Raw genomic sequence first — 13870 nt, forward strand, 5'->3', positions numbered from 1 at the left:
AGTTTCTACTCTTTGATTAAGGCCATCATTAGGGCTGATTTCTTCTTCACTGCAAGATGTTAATCCAAAAAATGCTACAAGGGCGAACACGATTAGTAATTTTGATTTCATAATTGTTGTTTGGTTTTAATTGTACTTTCTTTATATTAACGATTCCAAAAAAATCAATGTTTTTATTAAATATTCCTTACATACCATTTACTAAGACAATATTTTTTTAATGAGACATTTCTTGTTGGTTTCAATTCAAATTTGAACTTATATTTTTTCCCATGCTCTTTAAAAATGAATACTATCTTACCCATGTGTGATTATCATATGAATGCCCTTAAAAAAGTGGTTACCATATTTTTTGCTATTTCTGTATCAATATTTTCTAATGCTTTAGGGCAGGCTGATGTAGATAGTTTAATCAATAAGGCTGAATCAGCCTCGCTAACTGATAAGCCTGCTCTATACATGGATCTATTTGTTAAGACCAGGCACGACTTTGATAGTGGAATGTTTTATGCTAATGAATCCAGAAAATTTGCCCTTATGGCTGGTGATAGCTTGAATTATACCAGAGCTGAGTATGCTATTGCCTATTTGTACAAAAATCAGGGTTATGCTGAAGATGCTATTGCACATTACCTTAATGCCTTGACAACAGCAAGGAATAATAGTTTCACAGATCGGGAAAAAGCTAGTTTAAATGGATTGGCTTTATCCTATTATAGTTTGTCTCAGTTCGATAAATCTTTAAAGTATCATTTTGAGTCATTGGCTTTAAGAGAAAAGGAAGGTAACCAAAGCGACATCGCAATAGCAGTTAATAATATTGGTTTAGTATATTATCAACTTACCGATTTTAGTAAGGCAATATTATATTTCAAAAGAGCACTGGATATTGAGAAGGAACTTGGAGAGAACACAATTGAAGGGACATATGTGAATTTAGGATTAGCCTATTTAGGATTAGCTCAGCTTGAATTGTCAGAACAAAAAATAGAGCAATTTGATTTGGCTCTTGAGAATTTCAACAAAGGCATTGAACTCTGCAATGATGGATGTAGCAATTTAATTTTTCTCGAGGCCCATAATGGTGCGGGAGCATGCCTTTTTGCCTTAGGTAGAAAAAGTGAGGCGCGTAAGAAATTATTAATTGCTTTAAATGTGGCTTATGAAGAAAATGCTGAGTCAAATTTACTTTCAATTTATAATAATTTGGCTCAAATAGACCTATCAGAAAATAACTATGATATGGCCTTAAACAAGTTGGACTCTAGTCAGATACTGGCAGTAAAACTTAATAGTCGAAATTGGGCAAAAAAGAATTATAAGCTCTATGCCGAAATATTTAATGAAATTCAAGATTATCAAAACGCCTACTTAAATCAGGTTAAATATGACTCTGTCAGTTCTGATATTTTAAATGATGTTGTTGCTAAAAATATGCTTCAAACTCAGGTGGATTTTGAAGAGCGCCAAAACCTGGAAATTATTGCGCTTAAGGACAAAGAAATAGGTAGAAGAACCACGTTGCTTATTTTGTCCATTATTATATCAGTATTAACTGTGGTGATACTATTTATTCTTTATAGGAATAACAAAATCAGACGCAGGGTTAATAAGAAGCTTACTGTAGCAAACAAAACTATTGAAAGTCAAAATAAGACGTTGACAGAACTCAATTCTGTTCTGGAGGAACGCGTAAGAGAAAGAACAGAAGAACTAAGAGAGTCGAACGAAGCACTAATGAAGTCGAATCATGATCTTGATAACTTTATTTATAAGACATCACATGACATAAGGGGGCCGCTTGCTACACTCCAGGGCATTTGTAATATCGCTCTAATGGATATAAAGGAGCCAATGGCTGTTGATTATCTTCAGAAACTAAGCAAGACGGCTTATAAGTTGAATCTTATACTTTCTAAGCTGTTAGTGATTAATCAAATCAACAACGCCCTACCGCTATTAGAAGATGTAAGGTTGCTTAATTTGGTTGACGGTATGGTTGATGAAAATAAGATGAGTTATTTCAGTAAGGAAATAGCTGTGAAGGTTGAGATTTCAAAAAGTTTAAAAATAACATCAGATCCTGACTTGCTAAAAATTATTCTTGGCAACCTAATCAACAATGCCTTCAAATTTCATGATGATTCTAAGAGGATTGACTCTTATATAAGAATTAGATCTTGTATTGAAGGGGACTTATTCCTCTTTGAGATAATTGATAATGGAGTTGGGATTGAAGAGAGCGTGGCTCACCAGATTTTTGATATTTTCTCAAAAACATCTGAAATACAGGATACTGCTGGTCTTGGGTTGTATCTGGTCAAATTAGCTACCGAAAAGCTGGATGGTAAAATTGAAGTGAAAAAATCTGACGAAGGAGATACTTTATTTAGGGTTACATTGCCGATAAACTAAACAGAGTCCGGATTGTTATATTAACGCTTTTTTAATACCTTATAAGGCTTAACATACTTATTTGGCTTTATAATGAGGTTCTTACTTATCTTTTTTCTAGCGTTAGTTTTCTTACCAGTAGTTGGACAAAAGGATGTGAGCGATAGTGTGTCCCTCAAAGAAGAAATACAACACTTAAATCAGAAGACCGTCTCGATTTGGCTTAACTTTCCAGATAGCGCAATGAACTATGCGCGTTTGGCATATCAAAAGGCTAAAAAATTGGATGACCCTAAGCTACTGTCATCATCTTTGCGACTCATAGGAGGTGTACATTATTACAAGGGCAACTATGATTCTGTAATTCATTATTCTAACCTGTCGCTCAAAATTGCTCAAGAACTACAAGATTCTGTGCTCATGAATAATGTTCTTAATAATCTTGGTTTAGCTCATAACAATATGGGTAGTTATCAGAATGCTTTGGAATACCTACTTCGGTCATTGAATTTGAAGAAAGCATTGAAGCAGGAATATGGGCTCGTACTTAATACTAATAATATAGGGTTGGTTTATCAGAACCTTAAGGATTACGGCACTGCAAGAGAATACTTTCTCGAGGCTCTTGATATAGCAGAGCGACAAAAGGATAATAACTTGATCCTTTACTCACAAAATAATGCTGGTTTTACATACTTAAGCCAGAACAATCTGGAACAGGCGGAGAACTATTTTAGAAGATCAATGGCCATTGATGTTGATAACAAAAATTGGAAAGCAGTGACTTTCAGCGGTATGGGACAGGTTTATCAACTAAGAGGTCAGTTTAAAGACTCCAGAGTTTATTTTGACAAGGCACTTGAGTTGAGGCATGAGATTGGTGATAAACGAGGCATTTCAGAGATATATTATATGCTGAGTAACGAGAATTATCTGAATCAGAATTATGATAGTGCTTTGTTTCATCTTAATCATAGCCAGAAAATAGCAGAAGAAATTTCTGCCAAGGACAGAATCTTTGATAATTACGAGCTCTTTGCAAAAATCTATCATGACGTAGGAAGTATAGATAATGCTTTTTTCTATCAGGATAGTCTACTGAGACTTAGAGATGTTTTATTCAATGAGAATATGGCTAGAAATTTAGCTGGTATTCAATTAAAAATTCAAGAAGAAGAAAATCAACGAGCTCTATCTTTAAAAGAAGAAGAACTAGAAAGGGAAAGGCAGTTTGTCATATTTCTGATTGTTGTTATTGTGCTTATTCTTATTACTGTTGTTATTACACTTTATCAAGTAAGGATTAATAAAAAGAAGAATAAGGCATTAAATCTTAGAAACCAGGAGATTAGTCAGCAGAAGGTTGAGATTGAAGTTCAAAAGGAAACCTTACTTGAGAAGAATGCTCAACTTGAAACTGCACAAAGAACAATTAAAAATCAGAATGACCAGCTTGAAAAATATAATAGGCAACTCAAAACTGCAGTAGACGAACAATCTGACCAGCTTAAAGAACGGAATGATCAATTGATGTTGGCTAACCTGGAGCTTGATAATTTCATCTATAAATCATCACATGATATTAAAGGGCCGCTGGCTACATTGTTGGGTATGTGTAATGTGGCTTTGTTAGATGTTGAAGAAGATAAGGCTAGAAATTATTTTGAAATGCTGAATGAAACTGCCCTGGGTCTAAATTCAATACTTGCCAGACTTAAGACGGTCAGTGATATTTCCAGTCTTGATTTAAAATTTCGGGAAATCAATTTTTCTAAAATAATTGAAGAATGTGTAGAGCAGAACCGAAAGATTGAGGGGGATGAAAGTATTTCAGTAAAGTATAAGATAGACCATGATTTGTCCTTTGTTTCTGATCCAACTCTGCTGGATTTAATTTTCTTTAATATTATTCAGAGTGTGATTAAGATGCGTGATACTGACATGGATTCTCATGATATTCTGATTACTTTAAAAAAGAACAAGTTTGAATTAGATGTTGATATCATGGATCATGAATCCGGACCTAAAAACAAGGAATTGGGTGATGTTTTTAAACTTTTTGCAAAATCTGCTTTGCATCACAGAACACTGGGATTGGGGTTATATATAGTAAAACAGTCGGTCATAAAACTTGGAGGAAGTATAGTGCTTCTGGATGATGAAAATCACACACATTTCAAGATTAAACTGCCAATAACATAATTGGATTAATACCCATTGCTATAATTATGTTCTATCTTTGCCGCCATTAATTTTTCAGAAAATGGCTAATAAAGATTTCAAAAGATATACCGTTACAGCTGCTCTTCCATACGCCAATGGCCCCGTACATATCGGGCATTTAGCAGGTGTTTATGTCCCTTCAGATATTTATGTCAGATACCTTAGAAGTAGGGGTAGAGATGTAGTATTTGTTTGTGGTTCTGATGAGCATGGTGTAGCAATAACTTTAAGAGCCAAAAAGGAGGGCATTACGCCTCAACAAGTTGTTGATAAATATCATAATATCATAAAAGAGTCTTTCGAAAAGTTTGGAATTGACTTTGATATATATTCAAGGACATCCTCGCCTGTACATCATGAACTATCTGCCGAGATCTTCAAAAAAATGTATGAGAAAGGCTGTTTTGATGAGCAGGTTTCATCTCAATATTATGATGAAGAGAATAAGCAATTTTTGGCAGACAGGTACATAATAGGAATTTGCCCAAATTGTGGCTTTGACAATGCCTATGGAGATCAGTGCGAAAAGTGCGGCACATCTCTTAGTCCTTCGGAATTGATTAATCCGAGATCTGCACTTAGTGGTGCACAACCTGTTCTCAAAGAAACCAAGCATTGGTACCTGCCAATGGATAAATATGAGTCTTGGTTAAAGGAATGGATTTTAGAAGACCATAAAGAATGGAAGGCTAATGTTTATGGCCAGTGTAAGTCATGGTTGGATAACGGCTTGATGCCGAGAGCGATGACCAGAGACCTCGATTGGGGAGTAAAAGTACCTGTTAAAGGTGCTGATGGTAAAGTTTTATATGTGTGGTTTGATGCACCTATAGGATATATTTCTGCGACCAAAGAATGGGCAGAGCAAAATGAGAAAGATTGGCAACTATACTGGAAGGATAAGGATACCAAATTGGTTCATTTTATTGGTAAGGATAATATAGTATTTCACTGTATTATTTTCCCAACCATTCTAAAGGCTGATGGGGATTTTATCTTGCCTGATAACGTTCCGGCAAATGAGTTTCTCAATTTGGAAGGTAATAAGATCAGTACCTCGAAGAATTGGGCTGTATGGCTGCATGAGTATCTAGAGGAGGTGCCTGGCAAAGAAGACGTGCTAAGGTATGCGCTGTGTACCAATGCTCCGGAGACAAAGGATAATGATTTTACCTGGAAAGATTTCCAAACAAGGAATAATAGTGAGCTTGTTGCCATTCTAGGAAATTTTGTAAACCGAGCCGCTGTGCTTACACAGAAATATTATAATGGCGCTGTACCTGCACGAGGTCAATTATACGATATAGATAATGACACCATAGCCAAAGTTAAAATGGCTCCTGATAAAATAGCCAAAGCGGTTGAACAGTTTAAGTTTAGAGATGCTATGGCTGAATTAATTGATCTAGCTAGGATAGGTAATAAGTATCTGGCAGATACAGAGCCTTGGAAGTTGATAAAAGAGGATGAGGAAAGGGTAATGACTATTATGAACATTGCCCTTCAAATAGTGGCAAATCTGGCAATACTGGCAGAGCCGTTTTTACCTTTTACGGCAACAAAATTAACAGGAATGCTGAAGCTTGATAAACTAAGTTGGGATAAAGCAGGAGGTATGGAAATATTGAAGAATGGATCTACTGTAAACAAACCTGAGCTGTTGTTTGAGAAAATAGAGGACGATGTAATAGAAAAGCAAATTCAAAAACTTGAAGCTACAAAACAGAAGAATGATATGGAAAATGCACCGGTAACACCCTCAAAGACTGAAATCACTTTTGATGATTTTATGAAAATGGATATCAGGATAGGTACAATCCTGGAAGCTGAAGCAGTTCCTAAGTCTAAAAAGCTATTGAAGCTTAAAGTTGATACAGGCATTGATAAGAGAACAGTCCTAAGCGGTATTGCTCAGCATTTTAGCCCTGAAGACATCATAGGAAAACAGGTGTCAATACTTGTAAATCTTGCACCTAGAAACATCATGGGACAAGAGTCTCAGGGAATGATACTAATGGCAGAAGATAAGGATGGTAGCTTAAAGTTTGTAATGCCTTCTGATAAAGTAAGTTCAGGATCAACTATTAGTTAAACTTGGCAGTCTTTTCTTCGAAAGAAACGTCAGATTCTTTTTTAATATGAAGTCTTAAAGTAACGACCAACTCCCGTGCGCCAGCAGCTAGAGCAGCCTCTTGTGCACTTTTAACTACTGCCATAACTTCATCATAGTGTCCTTCAATAACAGTTTCCATTGGAGTCACAGTGTATCGCAGGCCCGACTGTTGAATGACTTTAATGGCCTCGTCTATTATTGGGTAAATAGGAAGGTGCTCAGCATGTGGAACAACCTGAAGGCCAGCATTTATTTTGTGATTAATCATGAAGTAGGTTTTGTGGTTTAGGTGAAAAGAGTACATAAGGCATGGACCTTAGTCATTGAATTGATTCATTGTTCTTACAATGCCAATGCTAGCAAATGAGTAAATCATTTCAATGGCCCTGTCAATTTTCTCGGGAAGAAAGGTGAACTCCACTTTGTTGAAGTTGCTCAGAACATAATCAACTTGCTGTCCAGGCCTAAAGTTGTTGTCTATACCAAACTTGAGCCTTGGGTAGTCCTGGCCACCAGTAAGTTCTTCAATATTTTTAAGTCCATTATGTCCGGCCGCAGATCCCTTGGCACGTATTCTTAATTTCCCAAAAGGTAGAGCAATATCATCAACAATGACCATGATGTTCTCTTTAGGAATTTTTAATTCCTTCATCCAGTAGTTCACCGCTTTCCCACTCAAATTCATGTAGGTGGTAGGTTTTATCAAAAACAGCTGCCTTCCTTTATGCTTTACTTCAGCTGTATTGGCATATCTTCCAGAGTCGAAGCTTACGCCCTTATCATCTGCTAATTTATTTAGCACAAGAAAGCCAATGTTATGTCTTGTTAGTTCGTATTCCGGACCAATATTACCGAGCCCAACAATAAGGTATTTCATAGATTTTAAATAAAGCTTAAAATTATGTTTTGAAAACGGTTAAACAAAAAATCCTGTTTCAGCTTGGCCGAAACAGGATTTAAAATTTTACTTGAGTCAGAATGCTTATTCAGCGGCACCTTCTGCTTGAGCTTCTGCTCCTTCAGCGCCCTCTGCAGCTTCAGCTGCTTCTTCAGCTTCTTCTTCCTCCTCAGTTTTACCTCTAAGTGCTCTAGGTATCTCAACCACAGCAACAGAAGCAATTTTAGAATCTAAGATTTCAAAGTTGTTTTCTTCTATTTCTCCCACTTTAAGTGCCTTTCCAAAATCTAGTTTTGAAATGTCTACTGTAATAAAATCAGGGAAGTTTTTAGGAAGAGCTTTAACCATTAAATGTCTTCTCTTCTTGATTAATGAACCACCTTTTACAACTCCAGGAGATGTTCCTTCGAAGTGTACAGGTATTTTCATTTTCATTGTTTTGCCTTCAAATAACTGAAGGAAGTCAGCATGAAGTATTACTTCACTTACTGGATGGAATTGTGCTTCTTGAAGAATAGCTTGGTATTCTTTTCCTTCAATGTTCAAATGAACGAAGTGAGCCAAATCAGTGTAAATTAATTCTCTGAAAAGGATCATTGGTGCATAAAAATGCACTTGCTCTTCGCCACCATAAATAACACATGGTACATGGCCTTCTGCTCTAAGCCTCTTGGCTTCAGCTTTGCCGAGATTTGCTCTATTATACCCTATAATCTCAACTGTTTTCATAATATATTATATTTAAGTAATGAGTTCTTTTTTAAACCGATTATGACTGAATGAACAATGAACTGATTGATTCATGATCATGTATTTTTCTGATTGCCTTAGCAAACAAGTCAGCTACGGTTAATACTTTTATTTTAGAAGAGCTGCCTTTTAGAGGAAGTGTATCTGTAATTACAAGCTCTTCTAATACTGAGTTTTCAATATTTTCATAGGCCTTGCCAGACAATACTGGGTGCGTAACAACTGCTCTAACAGAATTTGCACCTTTCTCCTTAAGAAGAGCGGCAGCCTTGCACATTGTACCACCAGTGTCTATCAGGTCATCAACCATGATAACATCCTTGCCCTCTACTTCACCAATCAAACGCATAGAAGCAATTTCATTGGCTCTTTCTCTATACTTGTCGCAAACCACCATTTCTGCATTGAAGAACTTAGCAAAAGCTCTTGTTCTCTTTACACCACCAACATCTGGCGAAGCAAAAATGATATTGTCTAAATTCAAAGCCTTTAGATAAGGGATGAATATAGAAGTGCCATCTAAGTGATCTAAAGGAATATCAAAAAATCCTTGAATTTGATCAGCATGCAAATCGCAAGTCATAATTCTATCCGCACCAGCTGCTGTTAATAGATTAGCCATCATTTTGGCAGCAATAGCAACTCTAGGTTTGTCTTTTCTATCTTGTCTTGCATAACCAAAGTATGGTACCACTACAGTTACATACTTTGCACTAGCTCTTTTTGCTCCATCAATCATGAGCAACAGCTCTAAGAAATTGTCAGCAGGAGGAAAAGTAGATTGGATTAAAAATACATCAGCACCACGAACAGATTCGTTGAAATAGGGACACATTTCCCCATCACTGAATTTTTGTAGTGTAACTTCTCCCAGAGGCTTTCCATAAGACTGCGCTATTTTATCTGCAAGGTACTTAGTGGACTCTCCTGAGAAAATTTTAACTGATGACATTTTTTAGTTTTAAGCTTAAAAACAAGGGCGAGCAGCTGCTCGCCCTTTTGTTGCCCGACTAGGGCTCGAACCTAGACTCTTCTGGACCAAAACCAGACGTGTTGCCAGTTACACCATCGGGCATTACTATTCCCCTTATTTTGGGATTGCAAATGTAAAATTAATTTTCAAAAATAATAAAGGGTGGACGAAAAAAATCTAATTGTTATTCTCAGATTTTTTTATTTGCTCTTCTAAGAAGCCGTCAGCGAAAAACTGATACTTATTTAAAATGGACTTTACAGCATTTCTAACTTCCTGATAATTGTAAAAATCCACTTTATTGTAAGTGTCTGTGGCATATCCTTGCCAAATTGAAGAATTCATTTTTCTGTCAAAAACCTGAATGAGTAAAGTTCCATTTCTTAAATCAAAATTAAGTTTGTCATATTCAAGATTGTTATCTCTTCTTTTTGCCCAAACATTAATATCAGGTTGGTCATAACCTCTGAATTTTAAGCTGTCCTTATAAATGGCGTAGTTAAGGTATAGGTCTGGTTTGTTTTTCTTTCTCTTATAACCCAGAAATTTCATATGCTGCTCGATAGATGTCCTTATATTGAGCGTATCATCTCCCTGAAACTCGTTTACAGAAAAGAAATCGTAGGTGTTGTACTTGTGAAACCTGCCTTTAAAGCTATAGTCATACTCCACAGGGAGCTCTCTGTAACTCATACAGGCACCTACTCCAAAAACTAAAAGAATTAAAACAACTGACTTCATGGTATTAGCTTTATAAAACCACCTATAAGTTAGCGTAAAATCCTGATTCTGAGAAATAAATAGTGTCAAAAAATTAACACTTGATAAAAATTATTTCCCTTCAATCCATTTTCTAGCATTCACAAACGGCTCTATCCATGGACTCACCTCATCTGAGTTTCTATTGTCAGGATAGTGAGCCCAGTTGTATGGATACAACGATCTTTCCAGGTGAGGCATAATTGCAAGGTGTCTGCCATCATTGGAGCATACTGCAGCAGCAGCATGATCTGACCCATTAGGGTTGCCAGGATACTGCTCATAGCTATATTTCGCAATGATATTATATTGCTCAGTATCACCAGGAAGAACAAATTTACCTTCGCCATGTGCCAACCATACACCTAACCTTGATTCAGATAATGTCTCGAACATCACTGAATTGTTTTCAGGAATATTAACATTGATAAATGCGGATTCAAATTTGCCAGAAGCATTGTGATGCATCTTTGGATGATCCGTCATTTTAGGGAATATCAAACCTAACTCCATCATCAGCTGACAACCATTACAAACCCCTAAACTTAAAGTATCAGGTCTAGCATAGAAGTTATCAAGGGCTGATTTAGCTTTTTCATTATATAAGAATGCTCCTGCCCAACCTTTAGCAGAACCAAGAACATCCGAATTTGAGAAGCCTCCAACAAAAGCAATGAAATTGACATCAGATAAATCTTCACGACCGGCAATCAGGTCGGTCATATGAATATCCTTCACATCAAATCCAGCCAAATGCATACACCAAGCCATTTCTCTGTCACCGTTAACACCTTTTTCTCTAATGATGGCCCCTTTGATTCCCGTTTTAGCTTTTCGGTCTTTATCTAAGTTGTAGCTTGAAAGCTTTCCGCTGAAGTCTTTAGGGAAAGAATACTGCAATGATTGATTTTTGTAATTGTTGAATCGATCATTAGCATGAGTTTTGCCGCTTTGCCTTATATCGAGTAGGTGTGAAGTCTTAACCCATGTATCTCTCAGGGTATCTATATCTAATGATAACTTCTTACTTCCTCCATCAATATCTAAAGTCCTACCCGATACAGGACTTCCGATGTTAATAGCATCTACACCTTTTTGTTTTAGCTCATCAATTACCTGCTCACCATTTACAACTTGAATTAAAATAGCAGGTTTTTCAGTAAATAATGTTTTCAGAATGTCATTTTCCTTAAGAGCACTTAGATCGATATTTAAGCCTCCAGTTTTGTTAGAGAATGTCATCTCAAGCAATGCTGTTACAATTCCACCAGCTGAAATATCATGGCCAGCTAATACTTTACCAGAGTCAATTAAATCCTGAACAGTGTTAAATGCTTTTTTGAAATACAAGCTGTCTTTTACACTAGGCGACTGGGAGCCAATCTTATTCAATATTTGTGCGAATGAACTACCACCTAAATGGGAGCCATCTTTTGACAAGTCAATGTATAAAATAGATGAGTCTGGGTTATTTACAACATTTGGACTCACCACCTTGTTTACATCCTCAACTTCACCGATAGTACTTATTATAACAGTACCTGGAGAGTAGACCACTTTTCCATCAGGATACTTCTGAGTCATTGATAATGAATCTTTTCCTGTAGGTATGTTTATGTCAAGCTCTTGTGCAAAATCGCTTATAGCCTTTACAGCCTCATATAGCCTTGCATTTTCTCCTTCATTTTTAGCAGGCCACATCCAGTTGGCACTCAATGAAACCCCTTTAAGTCTATTAGTAAGAGGAGCGAAAATGAGGTTAGTTAATGACTCAGCAATTGCCAGTCTTGAACCGGCAACAGGATCAACTAAAGCTGCTATAGGTGCGTGACCAATAGATGTAGCCACACCTTTATTGTCTTTGTAATCAATGGCCATTACTGCCACATCATTCAGAGGCAACTGAATTTCACCACAAGTCTGCTGTTTAGCGACTTTACCTGTAACAGATCTATCCACTTTATTGGTTAACCAGTCTTTACAAGCTACCGCCTCAAGTTGCAATATTTGCTCTATGTATTCTGTGATTTTATCTTCAGAATAAGATAAATCTTCAAATGAAGATTTTACCAGATTATCTTCAAGAATGGTTTTTGGAGACGAGCCAAACATGTGACTCAAATCCCAGTCAATGGCATTCTTTTTTGATACTTTATTTTCAAACTTAAAGTGTCCATCACCTGTTACTTCTCCCACATTGCAGAAAGGAGCGCGTTCTCTTTCAGATACTTCTTTTAAAGTATTTATATCTTTGGTTTTCATCACAAGACCCATTCGTTCTTGCGATTCATTGCCAGCAATTTCTTTATCTGACAGCGTTGGATCACCTATCGGTAATGCATGGATGTCAATCGTTCCACCAGTTTCTTCTACAAGCTCAGAGAGGCAATTCAGATGCCCTCCAGCGCCATGATCATGTATTGATACAATTGGATTGTTATCACTCTCCTGCATTGCTCTAATAGCATTCATCGCTCTTTTCTGCATTTCAGGATTGGATCTCTGTATCGCATTAAGCTCAATACTATTTCCAAATTCTCCTGTAGCTACTGATGACACTGCACTACCGCCCATTCCTATTCGGTAATTGTCACCACCAAGTATAACAATTCTATCGCCCTTTTGAGGAGTATCTTTTTTACTATCTTTTTCTTTACCGAAGCCTATACCACCAGCTTGCATTATTACTTTGTCAAAGCCGTAGTTTTTGCCATTCTCACTGTGTTCGAATGTCAAAAGGCTTCCACATATCAATGGCTGGCCAAATTTATTTCCAAAGTCAGATGCACCATCTGAGGCTTTAATCAGGATGTCCATTGGAGTTTGGTATAACCACTTCCTTTCCTCCATGCCATTCTCCCATTGACGATCTTTTTCAAGACGAGAATAGGAGGTCATATAAACGGCTGTACCAGCCAAGGGAAGACTTCCTTTTCCTCCAGCTAGTCTATCTCTAATTTCACCGCCTGATCCTGTGGCAGCACCATTAAATGGCTCTACAGTGGTAGGGAAGTTGTGGGTCTCAGCTTTTAAGCTAAGTACAGTGTCAATATCTTTAGTTTCAAAGTAATCAGCTTTGTTTTGAGTGGCAGGAGCGAACTGCTCTGCTTTAGGTCCTTTTACAAATGCCACATTGTCTTTATAGGCAGAGACTATATAATTAGGGTTTTTCTCTGAGGTCTTTTTTATCAATTTGAATAGAGAACTTTCCATCTCTTTACCATCAATAATAAAAGTACCATTGAATATTTTATGTCGGCAGTGCTCTGAATTAACCTGTGAGAACCCGAATACTTCAGAATCTGTTAATGGGCGGCTTAACTGTTTTGCAACACCCTCTAAATAGGCGACCTCTTCTCCACTAAGTGCCAAACCTTCTTTTTGGTTGTATTCTGATATATCAGAAATCTCTAATACAGGCTCTGGATCGTGCTCTATTGTAAAAACCTTTTGATCTAAACCATCATAAATCACCTCCAGCATAGAGTCGAAATGATAATCTTCAGACCAGGGTTTGAATTCTTCTATTCGGTCAATGCCTGTAATGCCCATGTTCTGAGTGATCTCCACGGCATTAGTGCTCCATGGCGTGATCATTTCTTTTCTTGGGCCAATAAACTTCTCAGCAAGAGCTTCAGTGTTGATGATTTCTGCTTCGCCAAAAAGCCAAACAAGTTTATTAAGATCGCTGTCGGTTAGTGTGGTTTTTAATCCTACTGCATAGACATTATTGCTACGACTTCGGAAAAACTTGATCATG

The 13870-nt window shown here is 36.9% G+C and carries 9 protein-coding genes and 1 tRNA gene; 3 read left to right on the forward strand and 7 right to left on the reverse strand.

The genetic code is table 11. The features are described from left to right. Nucleotides 1-285: 285 nt before the first annotated feature. The 3 genes from E1140_RS06475 (at nucleotide 286) to metG (ending at nucleotide 6709) form a co-directional block, all read left to right on the forward strand. Nucleotides 286-2415, forward strand: a complete 2130-nt coding sequence (locus tag E1140_RS06475; RefSeq protein ID WP_155180548.1) for an ATP-binding protein — start codon at nucleotides 286-288, stop codon at nucleotides 2413-2415. A 72-nt stretch (nucleotides 2416-2487) separates the two neighbouring features. Continuing rightward, a complete protein-coding gene (locus tag E1140_RS06480; protein ID WP_155180552.1) occupies nucleotides 2488-4596 on the forward strand; it encodes a tetratricopeptide repeat protein in 2109 nt (702 codons plus the stop codon). A 61-nt stretch (nucleotides 4597-4657) separates the two neighbouring features. Further along, complete coding sequence (metG, locus tag E1140_RS06485; RefSeq protein ID WP_155180556.1) at nucleotides 4658-6709, forward strand: methionine--tRNA ligase; 2052 nt, start codon at nucleotides 4658-4660, stop codon at nucleotides 6707-6709. Here metG and E1140_RS06490 read toward each other — a convergent pair. From E1140_RS06490 to purL, 7 genes are all read right to left on the reverse strand, one after another. Continuing rightward, complete coding sequence (locus E1140_RS06490; protein ID WP_155180559.1) at nucleotides 6702-6998, reverse strand: thiamine-binding protein; 297 nt, start codon at nucleotides 6996-6998, stop codon at nucleotides 6702-6704. The genes metG and E1140_RS06490 overlap by 8 nt on opposite strands. A 48-nt stretch (nucleotides 6999-7046) precedes the next feature. Further along, nucleotides 7047-7607: an aminoacyl-tRNA hydrolase gene (gene pth / locus E1140_RS06495; protein ID WP_155180562.1), complete on the reverse strand. Its 561-nt coding sequence runs from the start codon at nucleotides 7605-7607 to the stop codon at nucleotides 7047-7049. A 105-nt stretch (nucleotides 7608-7712) separates the two neighbouring features. Next, nucleotides 7713-8357: a 50S ribosomal protein L25/general stress protein Ctc gene (locus tag E1140_RS06500; protein ID WP_155180565.1), complete on the reverse strand. Its 645-nt coding sequence runs from the start codon at nucleotides 8355-8357 to the stop codon at nucleotides 7713-7715. Nucleotides 8358-8397: 40 nt separating this feature from the next. After that, the gene (locus E1140_RS06505; protein ID WP_155180568.1) at nucleotides 8398-9330 is read right to left on the reverse strand and encodes a ribose-phosphate pyrophosphokinase; all 933 of its coding nucleotides are present in this window, start codon (nucleotides 9328-9330) and stop codon (nucleotides 8398-8400) included. Between the two features lie 50 nt (nucleotides 9331-9380). Beyond that, a tRNA-Gln gene (locus E1140_RS06510) sits at nucleotides 9381-9453 on the reverse strand. A 75-nt stretch (nucleotides 9454-9528) separates the two neighbouring features. Continuing rightward, nucleotides 9529-10092 (reverse strand): DUF4136 domain-containing protein, encoded by a 564-nt coding sequence (locus E1140_RS06515; protein ID WP_155180571.1) that lies wholly within the window; start codon nucleotides 10090-10092, stop codon nucleotides 9529-9531. A 90-nt stretch (nucleotides 10093-10182) separates the two neighbouring features. Beyond that, nucleotides 10183-13869, reverse strand: a complete 3687-nt coding sequence (gene purL / locus E1140_RS06520; protein ID WP_155180574.1) for a phosphoribosylformylglycinamidine synthase — start codon at nucleotides 13867-13869, stop codon at nucleotides 10183-10185. Nucleotide 13870 lies beyond the last annotated feature (1 nt).

This window comes from Fulvivirga lutimaris (genome assembly GCF_009711525.1).
GTDB lineage: Bacteria > Bacteroidota > Bacteroidia > Cytophagales > Cyclobacteriaceae > Fulvivirga > Fulvivirga lutimaris.

Bases quoted from the DNA above. Each gene is read 5' to 3' on its own strand.
- E1140_RS06475 (WP_155180548.1), top strand. From the start codon at position 286: ATGAATACTATCTTACCCATGTGTGATTATCATATGAATGCCCTTAAA.
- E1140_RS06480 (WP_155180552.1), top strand. From the start codon at position 2,488: ATGAGGTTCTTACTTATCTTTTTTCTAGCGTTAGTTTTCTTACCAGTA.
- metG (WP_155180556.1), top strand. From the start codon at position 4,658: ATGGCTAATAAAGATTTCAAAAGATATACCGTTACAGCTGCTCTTCCA.
- E1140_RS06490 (WP_155180559.1), bottom strand. From the start codon at position 6,998: ATGATTAATCACAAAATAAATGCTGGCCTTCAGGTTGTTCCACATGCT.
- pth (WP_155180562.1), bottom strand. From the start codon at position 7,607: ATGAAATACCTTATTGTTGGGCTCGGTAATATTGGTCCGGAATACGAA.
- E1140_RS06500 (WP_155180565.1), bottom strand. From the start codon at position 8,357: ATGAAAACAGTTGAGATTATAGGGTATAATAGAGCAAATCTCGGCAAA.
- E1140_RS06505 (WP_155180568.1), bottom strand. From the start codon at position 9,330: ATGTCATCAGTTAAAATTTTCTCAGGAGAGTCCACTAAGTACCTTGCA.
- E1140_RS06515 (WP_155180571.1), bottom strand. From the start codon at position 10,092: ATGAAGTCAGTTGTTTTAATTCTTTTAGTTTTTGGAGTAGGTGCCTGT.
- purL (WP_155180574.1), bottom strand. From the start codon at position 13,869: ATGATCAAGTTTTTCCGAAGTCGTAGCAATAATGTCTATGCAGTAGGA.